General features: G+C 38.1%; 14 protein-coding genes. 7 read left to right on the forward strand and 7 right to left on the reverse strand.

The genetic code is table 11. The annotated features are described in order from the left end of the window. Positions 1–6: 6 nt before the first annotated feature. Positions 7–891 carry a glycosyltransferase family 92 protein gene (locus NEOC65_RS04180; RefSeq protein ID WP_213155823.1) on the reverse strand — a complete coding sequence of 295 codons (885 nt, stop codon included), beginning with the start codon at positions 889–891 and terminating at the stop codon, positions 7–9. Further along, on the reverse strand, positions 888–1,628 hold the full coding sequence (locus tag NEOC65_RS04185; protein ID WP_166157531.1) for a class I SAM-dependent methyltransferase: 741 nt from the start codon (positions 1,626–1,628) through the stop codon (positions 888–890). Before NEOC65_RS04185 ends, NEOC65_RS04180 begins: the two co-directional genes overlap by 4 nt. Before the next feature lie 939 nt (positions 1,629–2,567). Between NEOC65_RS04185 and NEOC65_RS04190 the strand changes: the two genes are divergently transcribed. From NEOC65_RS04190 to NEOC65_RS04200, 3 genes are read left to right on the forward strand one after another with little or no spacing between them, the layout of a single operon-like run. Further along, positions 2,568–2,714 carry a hypothetical protein gene (locus NEOC65_RS04190; protein ID WP_213155825.1) on the forward strand — a complete coding sequence of 49 codons (147 nt, stop codon included), beginning with the start codon at positions 2,568–2,570 and terminating at the stop codon, positions 2,712–2,714. A 59-nt stretch (positions 2,715–2,773) separates the two neighbouring features. Further along, positions 2,774–8,977, forward strand: a complete 6,204-nt coding sequence (locus NEOC65_RS04195; RefSeq protein ID WP_213155827.1) for a hypothetical protein — start codon at positions 2,774–2,776, stop codon at positions 8,975–8,977. Continuing rightward, complete coding sequence (locus NEOC65_RS04200; RefSeq protein WP_213155829.1) at positions 8,974–9,279, forward strand: hypothetical protein; 306 nt, start codon at positions 8,974–8,976, stop codon at positions 9,277–9,279. The genes NEOC65_RS04195 and NEOC65_RS04200 overlap by 4 nt, the downstream gene beginning before the upstream one ends. Positions 9,280–9,464: 185 nt before the next feature. Here NEOC65_RS04200 and NEOC65_RS04205 read toward each other — a convergent pair whose 3' ends face one another. Further along, complete coding sequence (locus tag NEOC65_RS04205) at positions 9,465–11,645, reverse strand: ATP-dependent helicase (protein ID WP_213155830.1); 2,181 nt, start codon at positions 11,643–11,645, stop codon at positions 9,465–9,467. Positions 11,646–11,885: 240 nt separating this feature from the next. Between NEOC65_RS04205 and NEOC65_RS04210 the strand changes: the two genes are divergently transcribed. Then, a complete protein-coding gene (locus NEOC65_RS04210; RefSeq protein WP_213155832.1) occupies positions 11,886–12,650 on the forward strand; it encodes a purine nucleoside phosphorylase YfiH/LACC1 family protein in 765 nt (254 codons plus the stop codon). Between the two features lie 441 nt (positions 12,651–13,091). Here NEOC65_RS04210 and NEOC65_RS04215 read toward each other — a convergent pair whose 3' ends face one another. The 3 genes from NEOC65_RS04215 to NEOC65_RS04225 all read right to left on the reverse strand — a co-directional run bounded on the left by NEOC65_RS04215 (position 13,092) and on the right by NEOC65_RS04225 (position 16,779). Beyond that, positions 13,092–14,957 carry a hypothetical protein gene (locus tag NEOC65_RS04215; RefSeq protein WP_213155833.1) on the reverse strand — a complete coding sequence of 622 codons (1,866 nt, stop codon included), beginning with the start codon at positions 14,955–14,957 and terminating at the stop codon, positions 13,092–13,094. Between the two features lie 93 nt (positions 14,958–15,050). After that, positions 15,051–15,671, reverse strand: coding sequence for a hypothetical protein (locus NEOC65_RS04220; protein WP_213155834.1), 621 nt, complete (start codon positions 15,669–15,671; stop codon positions 15,051–15,053). A gap of 145 nt (positions 15,672–15,816) precedes the next feature. Continuing rightward, positions 15,817–16,779: an SDR family NAD(P)-dependent oxidoreductase gene (locus NEOC65_RS04225; RefSeq protein ID WP_249299045.1), complete on the reverse strand. Its 963-nt coding sequence runs from the start codon at positions 16,777–16,779 to the stop codon at positions 15,817–15,819. A gap of 89 nt (positions 16,780–16,868) precedes the next feature. Here NEOC65_RS04225 and NEOC65_RS04230 point away from each other — a divergent pair, with 89 nt between their 5' ends. The 3 genes from NEOC65_RS04230 to hemH are packed head-to-tail and all read left to right on the forward strand — an operon-like array spanning position 16,869 to position 20,369. Next, positions 16,869–17,480 (forward strand): HAD-IB family hydrolase, encoded by a 612-nt coding sequence (locus NEOC65_RS04230; RefSeq protein WP_166155431.1) that lies wholly within the window; start codon positions 16,869–16,871, stop codon positions 17,478–17,480. Between the two features lie 16 nt (positions 17,481–17,496). Then, on the forward strand, positions 17,497–19,335 hold the full coding sequence (locus NEOC65_RS04235) for an MBL fold metallo-hydrolase (protein ID WP_213155835.1): 1,839 nt from the start codon (positions 17,497–17,499) through the stop codon (positions 19,333–19,335). 2 nt (positions 19,336–19,337) lie between these two features. Next, positions 19,338–20,369 (forward strand): ferrochelatase, encoded by a 1,032-nt coding sequence (hemH, locus tag NEOC65_RS04240; protein WP_213155837.1) that lies wholly within the window; start codon positions 19,338–19,340, stop codon positions 20,367–20,369. 300 nt (positions 20,370–20,669) lie between these two features. Here the strand turns inward: hemH and NEOC65_RS04245 are convergent, their stop codons facing one another. After that, entirely contained in the window at positions 20,670–22,265 is a 1,596-nt protein-coding gene (locus tag NEOC65_RS04245) for an F-box/WD repeat-containing protein (RefSeq protein ID WP_213155838.1), read from the reverse strand. Positions 22,266–22,433: the final 168 nt, after the last annotated feature.

The raw sequence follows: 22,433 nt of genomic DNA on the forward strand, positions 1-22,433 counted from the left end.
AATTCCTTAGCAATCAGTAACTTCAATTTCAAGTGAGGCATGGGGATTATAATTATTAAAATTTTTAATTAAGTCATCTTGCTCTAGATTATATCCTTTTTCTATCTCTAGCACAGATTCTATAGGTTGGCCCCACTTTAGCCGGCGAGCAAGCTTAGTGTTGATTAAAAAGCTTTTATCTCGGCACCAATAATGATTAATTCTAAAAATGTTAACACTGTTTTTTGCTGTAAAAGCTCCATGAACAAGTTCTTTGTTTTCATTCACGGCAAATTTATTGGTAGAGTAGATAAAGCTATGAGGATCCATGATATCTACCACATAGGCAGGCTTAACAATAGATTTAACATGCAAATCACCATCTACTGCTCCTCTAAAAGTCAATAGATCGGTCAATTTTTGCCCTTCTGGAATATAGTCTACGTTACTTGTTCCATACATTACCCAATTGACTACCACGCCAGCAAATTCTTCATAATTCCTTAAAGCTTTTCTCAAATTTTTGTAAGGCAGTGTAAAAAGGAATTCATCGGTATCAATGATGGCACACCATTTAGATTCCTTGGTGATTTTTTTCAAGCAATGCATGTAAGCTTGAGTTTGAATGCTATTCCATTCGATAACGTTTTGGCTACCATAATTCCATTCTATTACCTCAACAAAGCCTTCCTTTTCATATTTATCTAGATAAGTTTTCCATACCTTGATAGGTCCATTATTGTATAAATAAAAATGTTGGATACCTTGATGCTTATGAAATTCGATCCATTCAGGCATATAAGGAAGATCATCTTCCATAAAAATTGCACAACTGGATAATTCATATTTGTAGCCGGCATTTAAAGTCTGTAAGATGAAGAACCACCCACAGAGAATTAAAAAACGCTTCATAAGTTTCTGATTTCCTCGCCTTTTCTTACTACTACTGTAAATCCATTGCCTACTTTATCATCGATGTCTTGGACAGCTACTACCTCCCAGCCATAATGCTTGCATATGTCTAGCATATCTTGAGTTATCCAAACTGACCAATGATGATGATCATCATTTTCAGGAGCAGTTAAATGTTCATGACGATAGATAATTTCCTCTAAGGAAGTGCGCGGTCTATTTTTATCGAAGGTCCGCTCTTTATGAGGAATAATCATATAGATATATCCTCCTGGCTTTACCACGCGCAGCCATTCCTTGATAGCTTTTATAGGATCAAAAAAATGCTCAATAACATGAGAATTGATCACAAAGTCAAACACATTATCCTTAAAAGGAAGATTATCTCCACTAGCCACTATATCGACTTTCAAAGCATGCCCTGCTGCCTTTTCCTCTGCTCTTTTGAAGGGTGTAGAAAGCTCATCACTATAATCGACATTAAGAGTTTTCAATCCGAAAGGATTATGGGCAGAACCTCCAATTTCAATCCCTCTTAGTCCATCTAGTAATTTGTGAGCTAAAGCGCTTTCTTGGAAAGCATTTCTTCTATGAAAGATATGATTGAATCCACCAGCTCTTACAATTTCTTTAGAAGGAAGCACAAGTAAAGATCGAACAGTATTAGATCTAAAGCCTATGAATAAGGTAACCCAACAGACAGCCACTAAAAATACTATCCATTTCACATGCTGCATAATTATTTCCTTTATGAGTACAAGTTATAAGGGTTAAAGCACTTTATATTTTCTATAAAAAACTTGTCTACTGAATTTCTTAAGTTTAAAAACCCTAATTTCTTGGCAGGATAAAAAAATCTATAGATATCTAAGAGAGGGGTGTTTTTGATTTGCTGGAAAGTTGTGCTTACTTATATTTTCAAGTTTTAACTTTTGTCAGCTATAAGCATTTGGCTAGCTTCTAACCATCGAGGATTTTACCTTCTTTAGTTGTACCTCATAAAAACACAAAAAGAAGGCTGCTTAAACCGAAGAGCTGTACTCCTACTTGGTATCCTATCGCTTTAAGCATTATTAGGTAACGTAAAAGCAAGCCTTAGAACATCTCTGGCAGGGAATATAGCAAGCTATAAAAAATTGACTATGAAAAGTTTTAAGATGCTTGGCATATTAAAGATTAAATATCTAATCCTTTAGAGTAATGACTAGTAAAAGAGTGACAATCGCTCTATTAAAAAAGTCGTTTGAAGGATTTTTTATGACTTTTACATTTTATAACTTCGATTGTTTGTAATAAGCCCACCTGCCAGGATATTTTAATAAAATCAAGAAAAGTATAATCATTCAGCAATTCCCTCTTTCATCTTAGGGGAAGCCTCTTTTCCTCATGCTAGCTTTTCACAATTTTATCGGCTAACTTGCTACCTTAAAAAAGAAATTAAGTTTAGATATATAGTTGAAAAGAAAAGAATTTATCTAAAAAAAATATAGCGCTATTTCCTTGACGAAATAAAGAAAGCTCATTTAAAAGTCTAAGTTTGTTTTTCTAATAAAACTATTTGTGATTTACCCCTCTCTTTTAAGGAATAAAATTATCCAAATTTCCTCCCCTATAGACTATGATTGTTCCCGCCCATCATTCACTGCAATGCTTCTTTAAATCAGGTGAGCAGCGAGATGGCAAGAATTGAAAGGGAAGTCTATCACTTAAGAGGACTCATAGGAGCTTTTGATGAGACGATGCAGGAAAGTGCTGCTCTGACAACGGTTGTGATGGATGTCTATTTACAAGAGCTAAAGAGATTAGAGCCCAACTCCTTTTAAATTTTTCTACCTAAGTATTAATAGTAGTTATAAAGCAATCAAAAATTTAGAGAATTTATATGCAAGCAATTCCCAGCTTAGGCCTGGCGCCTCATATTTTTTATCAAGCGCCCCCACTAAAAACAGAAGGTAGTGTGAGCGTGTTATCTGCTTCTCCAGCTATCGAGGAAGGCAAAGACTGTCATTCTTCATCTCCTTTTAATACCTCTATATTCTCAACCAAAGGCACGCCTGAGGAAAAGCTTTTAATGCAGCGCCTGACAGCCTATTTAGGTAGAGAAAAAGATTTGTTAGGAGAAACTCTAGCTTACCTTCAAGCTGAAAGTTCTCTTTATACTTCCGAGGAAAAAAGTAAACTAGCTAAGCTTTTGCCTACTCTGAAGCTACCTTGGTTTATAGTCACAGAAGAGCAAAGAAAGGAAATAGTAGCACAAGGGATAAGCGTAGCTTCATATCCACGTTTACAACCTTTTCATAAAGTCTTAGCTGCTATTGTAGATACTATAGCCTCAATTACAACCTCCTCCTGTAAAGATAAGCTAAAAATCTTAGAGACCTATTATACTAACTTTATAACTCAGCTCCTTGAGGCTTCTAGCTTAAAAGAGCGAGAAGCTTTGCTAGCCTTGAAAGCCCAAGTCTGTGGGGATTCCGGGGGTTTTCTTCTCCTTGATATAAACAAAGCGCGTGCTATGCTTTCTATCGATGAATTAGGCCTGCCTTACCGCACCAATACCCATGGCAGGCATGCTGTCGCTTCTTTAGAAGGCTTACACTGTAAAGCTAATCCTACGGCTGCTGTGGTCTCTGATTATCTAAATCCTGCTTGGGAATATGCGGCTACTTCTTTAACTCAAGCTTTTTCTCCCACCTCTTTAATTGCCGCCCCTACCTCTTTCCTTAAAATCTCCAACGTCTTAACCTTCAACTGGCAAGCCTCTTTGGATCAGGAGGCCAAAAAAGCTTTTAAACAGCAATTATGGCAGGGCAAAACCTCTCAGCAAATCTTCAAAGATCAGCCTGAGCTTAAAGAAAAGTTATGTAAGGTTGCTTATCTGGAAGCCCGTACAGTACAGGTAGGCTATACCATTGGGCATGCTAATGAAAGTACACGCCCTCAAGCTATCTTGTTAGCTGACCTTATTAGCGTTTTAGAAATGTTTGATTTATTGTGCGATGAACGCTTACTGACGGCAGAAGAGGTTATTGAAAGCTGGCCCTTTCTTTTAAAAGAAGTGCATAAGTCTTATCCTTCTAATCCTCACGCGCTTTTCCGCGCGTATAGAACCTGGATGGAGCAGCTGCCTGAAGAGCAGCTTTTAAACGAATTTTCTTCTAAGGGAGAGTTTAGCCTAAAATCTGAAGAGCAAGGCTTACGTGCTTTTCATGAAGATTATTTGAAAAGTAAAGAAGAAAATAATTTTTGGCAGCTTTTAGCCCTGTTAAAGTTACATCCTAAGCTAGCTTCAAAAGCTTCTTTAGCCTCTTTAATTGATCTACCCTTAGCTTTGCGCTGGATCGCTAAGCTTTTTCCAGGAAAGTCTATAGGAGAGCTTTTTTGCCTTATCCCTCCTTTACTAAGAAAAATTGATAAAGAAGCGTTTAGCAGTCTAGTCATCGCTAGCCTTCTTATTCTCCCTAATGATGGTAAGGCCGATAACTACATTATAGAGCTTATTTGGAAAGATCAAGAGATAGAAAGCTTAAGGCTGGCCTGCATTGATAATGACCGCGCTTTTGAGCCTGCTATTATTCCAGCAAAACAAGGACATGGCATTCATTTAAAATGCCTGCCTTTATTGCTTAAAGGATGCATGAGCCAACCGATCGCTAATTCAGTTAAAGAATTCATTTTGAATTTAAACCCCCGTGATTTTCTGCTACAATGGATCCAACAATTAGACCAAAGAAACCAGCAGTACCAAAGGCTTATTCATCAAAAAAATTTAACTCAAGAAGACTTTCTAGATGAAGCAGCCGATCAAAAGCTAGATATTCCCCTTTCACTGCCTAAAGGATTATTGTCTACGTTTTTTACAAAATTGCAACTCCTACAGGATAAGCTTAAACAAGATCATGTGAATCACTATGACCTTTTTCAAGCTTTAGAGCCAACTGCTTTTGCCTGCTATCAAGTATTAATGCAAAGACATGCTAATCCTTTAGATGCGCTGCTAGCCCTACATCGTCAACGCACAAGCGTAGAAGCTCTTTTAGAGCCTACCACTTTAACTGCAACGGATGCTCTCCCCTTTTTGGTGCCATTAGAAGAAGAAGCTAGCAACTTTCTAGCAGCCCTTAACTGGTCAGCCCCTATTCCTACCTTGCTTGATCCCCTGAAGATAGTCAGCGCTCTCTCCTTCTGCCCTTCTCTTCCTCTTTCTTTGATGCAAAAGCAGAATTTTTTGCTAATTGCTATTCAACTAGGCAAAGCCTCATTAGTTAAGTTGGCCCTGCAATTAGGAGCTAAAGCTAACTATGCCGATGAAGCTGGACAAACAGCTTTGCATAAACTGATGCGCTCCTATGATTCACCTCACTTAGATGAAAAGCAAGTATTTTCCATTGCTGATCTTTTGCTAGCCCAGGAAGATACTGACCCTAATGCTGTCGATGATCAGCATTCTCCCCCTCTTTTTCCCCTCATTAATCGTGCTATCCATGCCCCCACCCGCTTTTCTTTTTTATTAGCCAAGCTGGTTAGCAAGGGAGCAAATTTAGAATACCCTGATCACTTTCATCAAGGAAGGACGCCCTTAGAAAAAGCCATTGCCGATAACAACTTATTGGTATTTATCGAGCTAGCTAAAAAAGGAGCAGGCGTTAAAACGCATCCGGCTAGAATTTTAGAATTTGCCAAAATGCATGCGCAAAACTCTGAGCTTGGAAAGGCTTTGCATCTTTTAGAAGCTCAATTGCCAGCCTTTGCTTACCTGCGCTCTCTTGCACTATTTACCCTACCACGTACTGGCCAAGGCTTTGAATGGGAAGGAGTAGACTCAGGCCGAGCCAAATTACACCTCCTAGTCATGCAACAGCTCCCATTAAATGCAGCCTTAGATTTTATTAAGCTTCCTCGCACCCATGGACGCAGTGCAGTCGTAGCAGTAAGTTATCTACATCGCAAATTGCATTTTAAACCTCACCCTGAGATGGCAGGTAGGGAATATGCAGTAGGAAGTCTACACCGTGTTCTCATTGGACATGGCACGCCGGAAACCGAACTATTTAAATGCTATAATGCCCGTCGTAACGCTTACCCTCTATTGGTTTCGGAAACAAGTGAAGGACAAAACTTAGATGACGCCTTAAAAGCAGGCAATACGTTAGCTAATTTAGACTTACACCGTGTGCATAATATGATGCTCCTAGCTATGCTAGTTAACCCAGAAGATGGCAAGCCTGACAACTACATATTGCAATCTTTTATCAATCATCAAGGTGAGCAAAAAGAACAGCTAGTTTGTGTCGATAATGATCACGCTTTGATTCCTTCTTTTTCAACAGAAGGAAAGTTGCAAGTCAAATGCATCCTATTTTGCTTAAACCAAATGCAAGAAGCTCTTCATCCTAAAACGAGAGAACGCTTTTTGCAAATTGATCCATTAGAAATATTACGCACTTGGTTAGCAAACTTGGACATCCAACAGCAGCGCTATACTAAACTCTTTACCGAAGAAGAGCGCGAATTTGCCTATGCTTACCATAAGCAAAACCCTGTAATTTCTATTCTCTTGCCACCTAGGACGGTAGCCAAAATTTATCAAAAGCTTACCCGCCTGCAAAGGGCTTTAAATAATAATCTTGATTTGACTCCTTTAGAGCTTTTAATCCGCTTAGACCCTCCTTTAGGAAAATATTACGAGCATCTTTTACAAGATACCAGCGTCCCCATCTATAGCCGTTTTTTAAAAGGGCCCGGGCAATTTTACGAAAAAAGCCTGTATGGCTTAGTAACCTCAAGTACCAGTCACTCGCTTTTAAAATCCAGTAATATGCCTACTAAAGATCTCGTTAAGCATGAAGAACGCTATATCCCTAAAGAAGCATTAAAAGAGCTGCAGACTTTAATGAGTCAAAGCCATCCTAGCTATCTCCGTGCCGTTGCTGCATCCATACAAAAAGGAAATATTGCACCTTTTCACGAGCTTTTGACTGACGACTTGCGTGAAAATGCCCTTGCCTTTATAGATATTTCTCAGCAAAAGCAAGAACTTGCTCTACTAAAAGCCATGGCCTCCTGCTCTTTTGAAACTTTATCCTTAAATCACTGCCAATCTTTAACGGAGGCCCTATTAAAACACCTAATCGTAGCTTCTGCTGCCCTTAATAAGCTAGATGCTAGCCATTGCTCCTCTTTAAAGTCTTTTTCTTTCCCCGAATTATCTTGTTTAACTCATCTTAACCTCTCTAGCTGCCCTCATTTTTATAAGCTTAGCTTAAAAGCCCCTAAGCTACGTTTTCTTATTTTAAAAAATAATCAAGCTTTGACCTCGCTACAGTTAGACGCCCCTCTTTTGGAGGAACTTGAGCTAGAAGGATGCTTACGCCTTTCGGCAAAGCAAATTCAAGCTTTAGTTAAAAGCTGTCCCAATCTCAAGCGGATAACTTTGGCTGGCTGTGATCTTTCTTCTTTGCCTTATGCTGAGCTTATCTTCCAGCAGCCTTTACTTATTCGCTATAACTTAGAAAATTTCTCTTCTCAAGTCATGGAGCAGCTTCAAGGCCTACTTAATAATTCTCTTAATAAATGGTGTTCTAAAAGACAAAGACTACTATACGAGGAGCTTAAGGCTTTACTAGATGGGCTTAAAATAAATAAATCCCTAGTGCACCTAAGTCTTAAAGGAGGGGCAATAGATAATGAAGGCAGTATCGCTTTAGCTAAAGCCCTAAAAACTAATACTTCGCTTACTAAAATACGCCTTTCAGGCGATCAGATAAGGAAGGAAGGTGCTAGCGCTTTAGGGAAAGTCCTCGAAACCAATATTTCGCTCACTAAGTTAAACCTTAGTTCTAATAAGATAGGCAAGGAGGGCGCTAGCTCTTTAGCTAAAGCCCTTGAAACCAATAATTCGCTCACTTCACTACGTCTTGGAGACAATGAGATAGGCAATGAAGGGGCTAGCGCTTTAGCTAAAGCCCTAGAAAAGAATACTTCGCTCATTTCACTACGTCTTGAATATAATGAGATAGGCAATGAAGGCATTAGCGCTTTAGCTAAAGCCCTAGAAAGCAATACTTCGCTTACTGAACTAGACCTTTCAGAGAATGAGATAGGCTATGAAGGTGCTAGCGCTTTAAGCAAAGCCCTAAAAACTAATACTTCGCTTACTAAAATACGCCTTTCAGGCGATCAGATAAGGAAGGAAGGTGCTAGCTCTTTAGCTAAAGCCCTAGAAAAGAATACTTCGCTCACTAAACTAAATCTTAGTTTCAATATTATAGGCAATGAAGGGGCTAGCGCTTTAGCTAAAGCCCTAGAAAAGAATACTTCGCTCATTTCACTACGTCTTGAATATAATGAGATAGGCAAGGAGGGCGCTAACTCTTTAGCTAAAGCCCTTGAAACCAATAATTCGCTCACTTTACTACTCCTTGAAGGCAATGAGATAGGCAATGAAGGCATTAGCGCTTTAGCTAAAGCCCTAGAAAGCAATACTTCGCTCACTAAGTTAAACCTTAGTTCTAATAAGATAGGCAAGGAGGGCGCTAGCTCTTTAGCTAAAGCCCTAGAAAAGAATACTTCGCTCACTAAACTAAATCTTAGTTTCAATATTATAGGCAATGAAGGGGCTAGCGCTTTAGCTAAAGCCCTAGAAAAGAATACTTCGCTCATTTCACTACGTCTTGAATATAATGAGATAGGCAAGGAGGGCGCTAACTCTTTAGCTAAAGCCCTTGAAACCAATAATTCGCTCACTTTACTACTCCTTGAAGGCAATGAGATAGGCAATGAAGGCATTAGCGCTTTAGCTAAAGCCCTAGAAAGCAATACTTCGCTCCTCACACTATTCTATGAGAGCGATCATGATATCTACTACTGCAAGGAGAAAAATATAGTTTTTATCCTTAAATCTTTAAAAAGTAATCAAACGCAACGACAAGCAGTAGAAGGGCAAAAATCTCAAGCAGTTTCTTTGGCAAAAAAATTGAATTCTAGCCACGAGAAGAAAGTGCTAAAGCCCGAGGTAAATTATTTACCTCAAGCTAATCATACCCTTTCTACAGAAAATTTCCTTCCAGGTGAAAGAAGGTTTTGACTCCTCTTTCTGTTGATTCTGTTTCCCTACTTGCTTTGCAGCTATGGAATGTGCTCAATGGCTATTTTGCATCAAGCGACTTTCAAGAAGCAGATGATGAAATCAAGCGAACGACAGCTCATTTTCAAATTCAGTTATTAGATCTTCAGCAGTGCGATTATTCTCTATTTAGCCAACAAAAGCTTCAGCAAGCTCAAAATTATTTGATCAATATTTCCTCTTACCTAGCTCATAAAAAGATAATTTCACCCGATTATTTGCTTACGGGAGAAGAAAATGAGGAAAGAGAAGCCTCATTCTAATCGAGACAAAGTCCATTTAACAAAAACACCTTTTTTGTACCTTAAATAAGCTGTTTAAAACCTTTAAGCGAGAGAGTCAATGAAATCATCAGCTAAAAAAGACTTAAAAAAGATAATTTTAGAAGTATATTGATAATTTTTATAGCCTCAAAGTAAGGAAAAACTTTTTGAATTAATCAAGTTGATCATAATTTTTTAAGCTTAGCATATTTAGCAACAATGCTTCTTTCGCGATTATCTTTAGAAAAAAAGATTTTGTAGGTAAGCCCTAGAGAACTTTGATAAACCTCACGGATGATCCCTATCCCAAACTCTTGATGAAAGATAGCAGCTCCTACTTCATAGTGATCAAACGGCTGATCCGCGCCTTCATTTATGCTTGGTTCGCGCTTTTCTTCCGGATAGTCTTTAGGTCTAAAAGTTGGAAGTGGCGATTGATGAATACGTTCTAAGTATTCTCTGGGCACCTCACGCATAAAACGACTAGGGAGCTGGTGCCGGGCCATGCCCCACATATATCTATATTGGGAATGCGTTAAATATAAACATTCTTTGGCACGCGTCATTCCTACATAAAAAAGTCGTCTTTCTTCTTCTAAAGCCTCAAGCTTATCTTTAGAATTAACATGGGGAAATAAATCCTCTTCTATTCCCACTAAAAAAACGACTTTAAATTCCAATCCTTTTCCATTGTGAATGGTCATTAAGCTTACGCGATCTTTCTTGGTATCAGCCTCGTCTAGGCTAGACTTTAAGGTAAGCTCTTCTAGGAAAGCCCTTAAAGTCGCGTCGACAGCGGTTTGTTCCCATTCAATTGCTTTGGTAATTAAAGCATCTAAATTCCCTTTACGATCTTCAAAGGACTCAGGATCCTCAGCTAAAAATTGAAGATAGTCGGTCTCATCTATGGCAGCCCGCACTAATTCTTGTAAGGAAGCTGATTTAGCCACTTCTCGCAAACGATGGATAATCCCTAAATATTGCTTTAAAGCTTCCTTTTGCTTAGTAGCTAGCTTAATAGGATGCTGTAAAACTTTATCTTCAGCAATAGCTTCGCAATAAGCTAAAATTGACAATTGCTCTTTCGAGGCTGCCAGGCGAATTTTTTCTAAAGTAGCTGCTCCTATTCCTCGGCGAGGTATATTGAGGCTCCTTAAAAAGGAGATGTAATCGGTCCCTGAATAAACCATACGCAGGAAAGATAAAATATCTTTAATTTCGCGTCTTTGATAAAAAGATAGCCCCCCTACAATTACGTAAGGGATCTGGCGATATAGAAAATAATCTTCAAAAGCCCGTGATTGATTATTGGTGCGATAAAACACTACTATTTCATTATAGGGAATGCCTTGCTCACGATGCTGGCGAATTTTATCGGCTACAAAATCCGCTTCATCACGCTCAGTATCGCTAGCATAAAACTTTATTTTTTCTCCTTTACCTAAATCACTCCACAGCTGTTTTTCATAGCGATTGGCGTTATGAGCAATTACAGCATTCGCCGCTTCTAAAATATTGCTATGACTACGATAGTTTTGTTGTAGGCGAAAAATCTGAGCGCCAGGATAATCTTTTTCAAAATTTAAAATATTATTAATATTGGCTCCCCGCCAGGAATAGATAGATTGATCCGGGTCCCCTACTACAAATAAATTACCATGCTTTTGCACTAAATAATTTAAAATTTTATATTGAGCTTCATTGGTATCTTGATACTCATCAATAGATAAAAATGTCCATCGCTCCTGGTACTGTTCACGCTTATCAGGATGTTCTTGAAAAAGCCTTACTACCAAAAAAAGAAGATCATCAAAATCTACGGCGTTGTAATGTTTTAACTTAGTTTGATAGAGAGAATAAACACGAGCAAGATATTCCTCGGCCGGTGAAGACATATAACTGACTTTAATATCTTCAGGCTTTTGCAAAGCATTTTTAGCTTTTGAAATCATTCCTCGAAAGGTCTTAGTATCCATCTTTTTATCTTTGATTTCCAATTCTGCTAAACAGGCTTGAAGCACTTTATGGATGTCTTCTTCATCATAAATGGTAAAATCACGCTCATATCCTAAAGCTTGAATAGATTCACGTAAAATTCTGGCTCCTAAACTATGAAAAGTACATAGAAGAGGAGCTTGCCTTCCTACTAAGATGCGAATACGCTCGCGCATTTCTTCAGCAGCTTTATTAGTAAAAGTTAGACCTAGGATTTGAGAAGTTGGGACTCCCATTTCAATTAAAGACGCTATACGCGAAGTAACAACCCGTGTTTTTCCCGAGCCTGCTCCTGCTAATACCAGAATAGGGCCTTCGATAGCATTCACTGCCCCAAGTTGTTCTTCATTTAGCTGAGATAATAAAGTCATAAGAAGTTAAGCCTTAAACAAGGTAAAGAATAGGAATTTTATAAGTATAAATCATTTATTTCCAGAGATCATCTTAAAATTTGCTTTTTAAGCAAAAATTTTTAAGATTTTTTTAGTCGTATGATTTTTTGGCTCATAATATTTTTTAATTTTTTTCTCCTCCTTAAGTTTTTTTGCAGATATCTTGAAATAGAAGCGCTAGTGATGTAAATATAGCGGGTAACCAAAGGCTTTCTACATATGCAACGTCGCGAATGCAATGGAATATCATGGCTTGAATTTGAACTTTTAGCACCTTTTAAAAATCTTACTCATGGCGTTCTTTTACGCCATGGGGGATATAGTGCAGATTCGTTTGCAAGCTTAAATATGGGCTTTAGCTTGCAAAACCCCCTTGAGAATAACAAGGTTAAGCTTAATCGCGAAAAAGTAAAAAAGATTTTTGCTTTTAAAAACCTTTACGATTGCCAATTGGAACACGCCGATAAAATTGTAGAAATTACTCATAAAAATAAGGGTTTAAGGCCTACCTGTGACGCTTTATCAACGGTATTGCATGATACAGTGTTGATGATTACCCATGCAGATTGCCAAGCTACAATTTTTTACGATCCTGTCCAACAAGCTATCGCCAATGTCCATGCGGGTTGGAAAGGAAATGTACAAAATATTTATGGCAAAACTGTAAATTTTATGAAGCACCATTATGGATCTTTTCCCGATAATTTACACGTCTGTATTTCTCCTAGCTTAGGACCTTACGATGCTGAATTTATTCATTATCGTCAGGAATTGCCTCCCCCCTTTTGGGAGTTTCAAATAAGTCCATGCTATTTTGATCTATGGACGATTGCTAAAAACCAACTTTTGCAAGCAGGCGTCTTAGAGCATCATATCCAGATTGCACAAATAAGTAACTTTTCTCATCCGGAAGATTATTTTTCTTATCGTCGTGAGAAGATTACAGGTCGTCACGGAACGTTTGTGGCCCTAAAGTCCTCCTAGGCTTTTAAAATTAAGATGAATGGTAGCTAAGGATTGAGTAATTGAGTAGCAGGATATGTTTATTTAATTTGATACTCAGCCATCTTATTTCTTATCTTGGGCGGCCTTGCAATGTCTGTCGCCGGCAGTTCTCTGTCTAAGAAATTATACCTTCTAAAGAAACTACCTCTGCATAGCCAAAAAAAATTCACCTTTTCCAAGCCGACTCTCTCCCTAAACACAAGCTTTTTATTAAGTGTATGACTACATAAAGAGTTGCTCAAAAGCGTATTATAAAATTTCCCGAAAAATATCTTTAGCTCGTAGGCAAGTTACCTCTCTTATTCCATTATCCCTAAGTGAGCATATCCAGTAAAAAGAAAAGCATGATTAAAGCCTTCCTTAGCTTTTTGGATAAGATTATGAAAATAGAAACTCTTAATAGTTAAAAAGATTTTAAGATTAGCTGCAGTTTTTCTCACAAAATTTTTGGGGCTCTAATTCCACTGTTTCTATCAATAGGGCCGAGGTAACAATAGGCCATAACCTGCCAAAAGTTTTGTGATTTTTATATAAAGCTAGCAAAGATTTTTTTATACTCTTTAAAAGTCTGGATTTATCGATGCCCTCATGCTCAAAATGGTGATAAACGGCTTGAAAGCAATCTTCCTTTAAACTTAGAGCTTTTTGCTGGAGTTCGCGTGCTCTTGTTTTTACTCGTTTATCCTTTAAACCATATTTTCTTGCTAAGCTTTCGATAGGGACAGGACATTTGCTAAAAATAGTGCGTATAGATTGACGAAAAAAGATTAAAACCTTTCTATTTTGGCTAGCTTGAAGTAAGGGCTCAATGATATGCTGATAAACAGGAAGGTTTCCTTGGGCAGCTATAAAGGCTATTTCTTCTAATCCTATTGAATCTAAATACCCAGAAGGAATGCAATCCTTAGTGGATTTTAATCTTCCTTTTGCATCGAATTTAAAATATTCGACATTCAGATAGCGAGGAGTATTTTTTTCTTCTACGAAAAAACGAATGAGCAAACGCAAAGGTTCTGCATATGCTCTATTTATCCTCGACAACTTGCTTTTCCTATGGGTATGCCAGACAATGTTTTCTAAAGAAGTAGCAAGATTTTCTATGATTGCATATCTTCCTTTAGGATCTATATACTTAAATTTGGGAGTGGCAAGAGCCCAGAAAAATTCTTCCGACCTTAAAAGCTTGCTATATTCGAAACATAGCCTATTGGGACCTACTACAAAAAGAACTTTTTCATATTTTTGAGAAGTATGGGGTTTAAAGATTTCGAAAACTTTATAAAGATTAGGTAATTGAGTGGTCTCATGGCCATTAAGGGAGCCTCCTAGCTCAAATAAATGTTCCTGGTTTTTCTTATCCATAAAATAAAAAGGTTGATTAGCTTTGATAAGCTTACAGCCTTGCTGCAGCTCTTCACGCCATTGCACATGCTTTAAATCAAACCTTTCTAAAAGAAAGCAACCTTCTTTAATTAAAGTCTTCTCTAATAAAACTAAGTCAGCTCCTATATTTTCCTTTTGATAATGAGGAAGGCTGAGGATAAGACTTTTCAGGCCCCCATGAAACAATTCAATCCCAAATTTTCCCTGTACTTTTGCTTGATGGATTCTCTTTATAAATTTTAACAGCGATTTTTGCTCTTCGGCTGCAAGTTGCGGGCTTGGCTCTTTGCAAATTACCTTTTGAAAAATGTGAAAAGGCAGCTCTCCTGCCGTCATTCCTTCTAATGCAATAATTTTCACATATCTTTTTAAAGATTTAAAAGAAAATTTATCATAAAAAGGCTTACCTTTTTTATCATAAATCTCAGAAAAATTAGCCTGCAGAAAGGTATTTAATTTCTGGCTTTTTTCTGAACGCACCAATTTTATTAAAGGATAAGTAGCTTGGTAAAATAGCTGGATTTGCTCTCTTGCATTATTGACTAAAGAAAGATCAACATGGTTTTTGCTATTCGCAAAGCGAGCCTTTAAATACTCTTGATAAGTGCTATCAAGGAGGCGGTAGCGAAATTTTTCAAGCTCTTGATAAATGGTATGAGTAGCTCTTATAGACGCACCAAGCCTTTTTTCAAAAAAAGCATTACCCACTAAAATGTTGGCAAAAAAATAGATCAAGCGAAGAATCCTACCTCTCCAGCCTGCAGAAGGACAGTAAAGCTTATTTCCCCATAAAGAAGGTACTAGATTAATAATTTCTTGATTAGAATGCGCAGCTGCATAAATATTTTGAAAGTTATGGGAAATTAACTCTAACGACTGTTCCGGTAATTTAGGTGCGCTCACACAAATTATTTCCATCTTTTAAAACGGCATCAATAAGGTTGCTTCTGTTTTTAAAAAGCATGCCCCTATTCATGAATAAATGAGAATTTGATCCTATTCATTGAGGTATTCAAAAACGCGCTTAGGAGCAGGGAGGCTATCTTTGTACTCTTTCTCGGCTTCTTTCTCTATAAGAGCAATTTCTTTGCTTTTATTATAAGTTTCTATACGATTGCACCACTGATCATTCTGTTTATCTTTAACATCGAAGTCATAATAATAAACCATCCCATTTTCAAGTGCCATCCAACCTACATATTTTGGATCTCCGTATATTCCCCAAAAACTTTGGAAGTCCACACGAATCAAAAGATTTCCAGCAGAAAAATTAGGCGCTAGACGAGAAGAAGTTTGAGGATTGGATTTTAGATTCTGTAAAAGCTCTTCTACCACATCCACGAGTTGAGCTCGTGCTTGGTAGAGCTCTAAAATATTTTGGGTACGAAAATTTAAGCAAAGGCGATGAACACTGTCGGTGCTGTTATAATAAGCCCAGGCATCATCTAAATACCAGCGATGCTGATGGGCTAAACGGGTTGCTTGACGTATGGCTGCTCGCGTAAAAGCATCTGAACTATAATCTTTACTTATAGGTGACTGAGCTTGCGAGCGTTGAGGACCTTTACAAGCAGCTAGAGCAGTTAATAAAAGGCAGAGGGTCAAAAAAATTCTCATAAATAAACCAAGCTAATTTCTTAAAATACGCATATTATTTGTTTAAAAGATATTTGAAAAGAAAAACATGCTGTTCATCTTGCATCTTCTCTTAAGTTGCCTCAATAGATAGTTTAATATAATTTATTTACTTACCTTACTGCTTCTAAGCCGTTTTTGTGGCCCAATAATTTAGATACCATTTCACGAACTGAGGAATTCCTTCCTCAAGCGTGGTTTTAGGCAAAAATCCTAATATCTGTTGGCTCACCTGTATATCAGCATAAGTTTCTAAGACATCCCCAGGCTGCATAGGTACAAATATCTTTTCAGCTTTTTTGCCTATACTTTCCTCAATGATTTCTACCATTTTTAAAAGATCTACCGGCTGATGATTACCTAGATTAAAAATTTCATTTTTGCCCTTCCGATCTATCGAAGATTCAATACCTTGTACAATATCATCTATATAGGTAAAGTCTCTTCTCATCTTGCCATGGTTAAAAATGTGGATAGGTTTTCCCTCAAGGATAGACTTAGTGAATTGGAAGTAAGCCATATCGGGGCGCCCCCAAGGGCCATATACAGTAAAAAAGCGTAATCCTGTAATAGGGATTTGATATAAATGGTAATAAGTAGAAGCCATGAGTTCGTTAGCTTTTTTTGTTACCCCATATAGGCTAGCCTGATGATCCGTTCGATCCTCTATAGAGAAGGGTATCTTTTGGTTTAATCCATAAACTGAAGAAGAGGAAGCATATACTAATTGAAGGCCTGGAAATTGACGGCAAGTTTCTAAAACATTTAGGAAGCCTTCAATGTTTGCCTTCACATAAGCTTGAGGATTCTCTAAAGAGTAACGCACTCCTGCTTGTGCCGCTAAATGAACAAGATGGCTAATTTGATGGTGGGCAATTAGCTCGTATAAAAAGTTAGCATCAGTGATGTCCCCTTCAAGCAAAGCAATCCCCTGTTTTTCTACCTCCTTAGCCCGTGCTCTTTTGAGCAAGGGGTCATAATAATCATTAAAATTATCTACACCAATAACATGATCTCCGCGCTTTTTCAACGCTTTAGCCAAGTGAAAGCCTATGAAGCCAGCAGCGCCAGTAATTAAAACATGTTTCATCAAAATCTCTTGTTAGATCATAATTAGAAAAGAGCAAATAGCGAATAAAATTTTTGCAATCCCCGCATTTTATAGCAGATCCCAATTGTATGGCAAATCCTTCCCCTTCTATCATCGCAGCCTTCGACTTCGACGGAACTTTAACATACCGCGATTCTTTTTTACCCTTTTTAAATTTTGTAGTCGGTTCGACGCTTAAAAGGAAAAACCTTTGTTTAGAAAGCTTTCATTTTTTCCAATATCTTTTAGGATATCTCTCTCGTCAACAGCTTAAAGAAGCTTTGCTTACTCGTTTTTTAAAGGGAAAAGGACGCCGGGAGATGAAGATGTATGCCGAGAGATATGCTAAAGAATTTTTACCTACACTCCTTCGTCCTCAGGCTATAGATAGAATCCGTTGGCATAAAAATCAAGGACATCGTTGTGTTTTAATAAGTGCTAATCTCGATATTTACTTAAAACCCTGGGGGCAAGCGGTAGGCTTTGATAATATCATTGCTTCGCGTGTAGCTTTTTCACCTCAAGGTTATCTCACAGGATGCTTACAAGGGTTAAATTGCCGAGGAGCAGAAAAGGTTCGCCGTTTAATAGAGGAAGAAGGGCCTACGAAAAACTATATTTTGTATGCTTATGGTGACAGCCAGGGAGATCGGGAGCTATTACAGTGCGCTAACTTTTCTTTTTATCGTCGATTAAATTAAATTTTGTAAGATGACAATGGCAAATTCTTCTAATAAAGATCTGATGGAAAGTAATTTTGAAGGCTTAATTCCCGGGCCTGCTGAAAGTGATCAATCCTTTGCTAAGAGGGTAACCTACTGCTTGAATTTAAACAGCCAGATTACCCACGGGCTGCCTCAAGAATTCCCCTTTACGGTAGAAGAATCTTGCTTTTCCGCCGATATTTTAAAAGAAGGGTGCCAAGAAATACAGAAGCTCTATGATATATTTCCTACGTGGGTGCCTCTTTTCTTTAGTAATTACAAATTATTTCCCTGGCATGGCGGATGCGCATGGATTTTTCAACAGAAAGATGATGATCCGGCTCATCCTCTTCTGCAGCTAAGAAAGAATTTACAAAATTCTACCCATTATGGGAAATTTTATACCCGTAAGGAATTAATAGCTCATGAATTGTCGCACGTAGGGCGGATGATGTTCGAAGAGCCTATCTTCGAAGAAATTTTAGCTTACCGCTCTGCCCCATCACGCTTTAGAAGGTTTTTTGGGCCCATCATTCAAACCTCCCGCGAAAGCCTAATTTTTGTTTTTCTTCTTGTTTTAGTGGTTGCTTTAGATATCGTAGCCCTTGAACAGGAAAGTAAAACTTTCTTCTATCTTTTTAAATTAGGGCAATTATCCATTATAAGCTCGATTCTATATGCTTTAATACGTTTATGTTTTCGGCAGTACCAATTTAAAGTAGCCCTTAAAAAGTTGCGACAGCTAGCCTTAAATAAAAACGCTGCCGATGCTATTATTTATCGACTTACCGATGCAGAAATTATTCATTTTAGCCGTTTATCTCCCCAAGAAATTTATGCTTATGCTTTCGAAAGAAAAGATAACTCGCTACGTTGGAAACTTATCTATAAAGCTTATCTAAGCAAACACCGCCTTTCTGATCATTATGATGGCTGTATTTATCACAATAACCCTCCCACTCAGCGCTCTTTTAAAGATTTTATTCACTGGATGTGGAAAAGTAAGCCTAGAAGATGGCCCGAAAGCATTCCTTTAGACCAGCTTGCCAAACCTCTTACCCAGCTCAATGATGATCAGCTTCAGCTTACCTTTGTTAATCATGCTACTATACTGATTCAGTGGGGAAATATCAATATACTTACCGATCCAATTTGGTCTAAACGTTGCAGTCCATTCTCGTGGGTAGGACCTAAAAGAGCGCACTCACCGGGTATACGCTTTGAAGATTTACCTCCCATTCATCTCGTGCTTCTAAGTCATAATCACTACGATCACATGGATATACCTACTCTGCGCCGAATACAAGCCCAGCATCATCCTAAATTTATCACCGGACTAGGTAATAAGAATTATCTCAAGAAAAAAGGCTTGAAAGAGATCTATGAACTTGATTGGTGGGAAACAATCGAAGCAAACAGCCTCGAGATTATCTTTACCCCTGCTAGACATTTTAGCATGCGAAATCCCTTTAATAAAAATAAGACGCTCTGGGGAGGCTTTATCATAAGGAAAAATCTAGAGTGGATTTATTTTGCAGGGGATACAGGCTATGCCCAGGTTTTTGAGAAAATTAAAGCTAGATTTGGCTCTCCTCGGATTTCTTTATTGCCTATTGGAGCCTATAAACCCCGTTGGTTTATGGAGCCTTTTCATATGTCTCCTTCTGATGCCGTCAAAGCGCATATAGATTTAGCCTCTAAAAAAAGTATGGCTATACATTTTGGAACCTTTCGGCTTTCCGATGAAGCCATTGATGATCCGGAGAAACAGCTTAAATTGGCCTTAAAATTTTATCGCCTTGCTGAAGAAGACTTTATCGTGCTCAAGCCTGGCAAAACCTATCAAGGATAAATATGTATCATTCCCCTATCGGCATCCTTCTTGTCAATTTAGGTACCCCTGATTCTCCTCAACCCAAAGATGTATATAAATATTTGGTTGAATTTCTAACCGATGAGAGGGTGATAGACCTTCCGTGGCTAAAACGGCAGCTACTTGTAAGAGGCCTCATCATTCCTGCACGCTACAAACAATCGGCTAAATCCTATCAAAATATTTGGACAGCTGAGGGATCACCTTTGATGGTATATGGAAAAAGAGTAAGAGATGCCTTACAAAAAGCTTTAGGTAATAAATTTTATGTAGAGCTGGCGATGCGCTATCGAAATCCTTCCTTAGAAAAAGGACTTTTGCTGCTTTTAAACAAAGGAATTAAACAACTGATTATCCTCCCTCTATTTCCTCAATATGCTTCAGCCTCTACGGGATCGGTTTATCAAAAGTGCATGGAAATTTTGAAAAACCAGATATCTTTACCTAAAATTACATTTATTAACTCCTTTGCTGACCACCCTGCTGTCATCCAGGCCTTTTGCCATGTTGCTCTTAAGAATAACTTGGAAGAATACGATCATTTCTTATTCAGTTTTCATGGGCTTCCTCAGAGGCAAGTGATAAAAGCTGATAAAAATAATTACTGTTTAAAGTCGCAAAGCTGCTGCCAACAGGCTTGCCAAGAAAATGCTGATTGTTACTCGGCCCAATGTCATCTTACGGCCCATGCAATCATAAAACAACTCCATCTGCCTACTGAAAAGACTAGCTTAGCCTTTCAGTCACGCCTAGGCAAAGATCCATGGTTAGAACCTTTTACCCCTCATGTGATCAAGCAGCTTGCAAGGCAAAATAAAAAGAAAATTTTGGTATTTTGTCCCTCATTTGTGTGTGATTGCCTAGAAACAACCTTTGAAATTGGTGTGGAATATGCGGAAGAATTTAAGAAAATGGGAGGGGAACGCTTAGATATTGTTCAAGGGCTTAATGATGAAACTATATGGATAAAAGCTCTTGAAAAAATTGTAAGGGAAAACAGCTCGCCATTTTAAAATACTTTTCCATGATAAACCTTGCTGGGGTAAGAAGCCATGCTTACTTTTTTTGCAACAAAACGATAAGCGCGGAGGCTGTGAGAGCAACTATTAAATGCAACTCTCTAGAAAATTAAAAAATAGGAGTTTTAAAGCTATAGTTAATAAAGGTTAATAATTTTTCAATGCTAGGTACTTTGGAAAACTTTGTCTATCCTTTAAAAAAAGCCAATCTCTCACAGCTATCCTTGCTAGTTAATAAGTATGGCTTTTTAAATACATGATTGCGCAACAACAAAAGCCTATCGAAGTAGCATGCTATTCTTCTTTTTTTCTTCTTTTTAACGTAGATGATGGAGAAGATTCTGCTGGATAGGAAATCTCTTTTTCCTCTTTCGGGCTTTTATCACTCCTCGACTTTCTTTTCTTAGACTCTAAGTGGGTAGTTTCTTCCATTGAAATCTCAGGCGTTGCTTGCCTTTTTTCTTCTTTTATTTCTTCCACTGCGCCATTAGCAATTAATTCTCCTTCAATATCAAAGAAATCAATCACTGTATTACCAATCAGTAACTGCCGTCCGTTAGGAGAAAAATTTAAATTGTCATTACAAGGCAGAGATATAAAATAGAGAGGGGTCTCCTTCCGCCCTATCCTCTCCCTGTTACCCCTCCAGAGAGCGCACCATTCAGAATTGCCAGCGACTATCCACCGTCCATCTGGAGAATAAGCTATTTTATTAAAACTTTCCCCTATCTCTTCCGCCTCATATTTATACACCTTGTCGGTAGGTAAGTGATAAACATCAAAGCCAGGTTTTTGCGAAGGTTCTTCCGCAAAGCTTATGGCAAGTGATTCTCCATCCGGAGAATATGCTAGGCAGAGGATCGGCTTGGGTGGAATTGTTAAGATTCTCTGGTTTTCCTCAAGTTCGTCAAGTTCGCATATGCCAAGCTGACCAAGCTCCAACAAAAAAGCCCCTGTTTTTTTATCAGGAGATAAAGCAAAGGGGCCAATAAAGTTAAATGAGGAGTCATGACCGCATGCTGCATAATGCCGCGTAACTGCCGCGGATGATGTGTCCAGACTCCAAAAATAAGCCCTATTTACGCCCGGCTCCATGACAACCATCGAATTATCACCGTTAGGCAAAAAACCTATCTTCTTAACAGGAGTCCTAACTCTACCCATAAAAGTGGTGAGATATTTTCCCGTATTCATATCCCATAGGCGGATATCACAATCCAACGATCCTGTAGCCACTAACCAGCCATGATCATCCTGCAACCGAAAAAAGAAAGCTGCGCTGCAAACTTCTTTAAGGTGACCCTTCAAGGAAGATTTACATAGCCACTTGTTTGATTCCAGTTTCCATAAGCGAGCTGTACAGTCAGCAGAAGTAGTAGCTAGCCAATTTCCATCCTCAGAAAAAGTTATACTGGTAATAAGACCTGTATGACCCTCAAGGATTTGGTGGCGCTTTCCATTAAAAGCATTCCATACATGAGCGGTATTGTCCTTAGCGCTACTTACAATCCATTGGCTATCAGGAGAAAATACCGCTTTTCCACTCCCTTCTACATCATCAAATTCGATAAATTTCACAAAACGCTTACCTTCTACATTTACGTGATAAGCAGCTTGGTTCCCATACATGGAATGCGTATATTTACCATGGGACAAAGGCGGCAAAAAAAGAAATTTTTTAAGAACCAAGGGATGCCATAATAAGGGATCGGAGGCTAATTGCCTCCATTGTCTGGACACTTGCCGGCTAAATGCTAAATCTTTAACAGGTAAGTAAGAAAAGATTTCTATCCATACTTCGTCAGGTATCTTAGAAATAGCCCAAGAGTCTACATGGTGCAAAAATTCTCCAGTAGGTGGAGAAAGGAGTGAAGAGATATTATTAACCATAATAAAAACCTTTGAGTAAAAATTAAACTTTATGATAAATTTTAATTATATTATAAACAATAAAAAACATTTTCTCTTTATTTTTATTTAAATTCAATCTTTATTTAAAAAACAACTAAGAACTAAAAAAACGTTTTTTTGCTTTTTGAGGGCCCGGGGGAGGCACTT

This window comes from Neochlamydia sp. AcF65 (genome assembly GCF_018342435.1).
Taxonomy (GTDB): domain Bacteria; phylum Chlamydiota; class Chlamydiia; order Chlamydiales; family Parachlamydiaceae; genus Neochlamydia.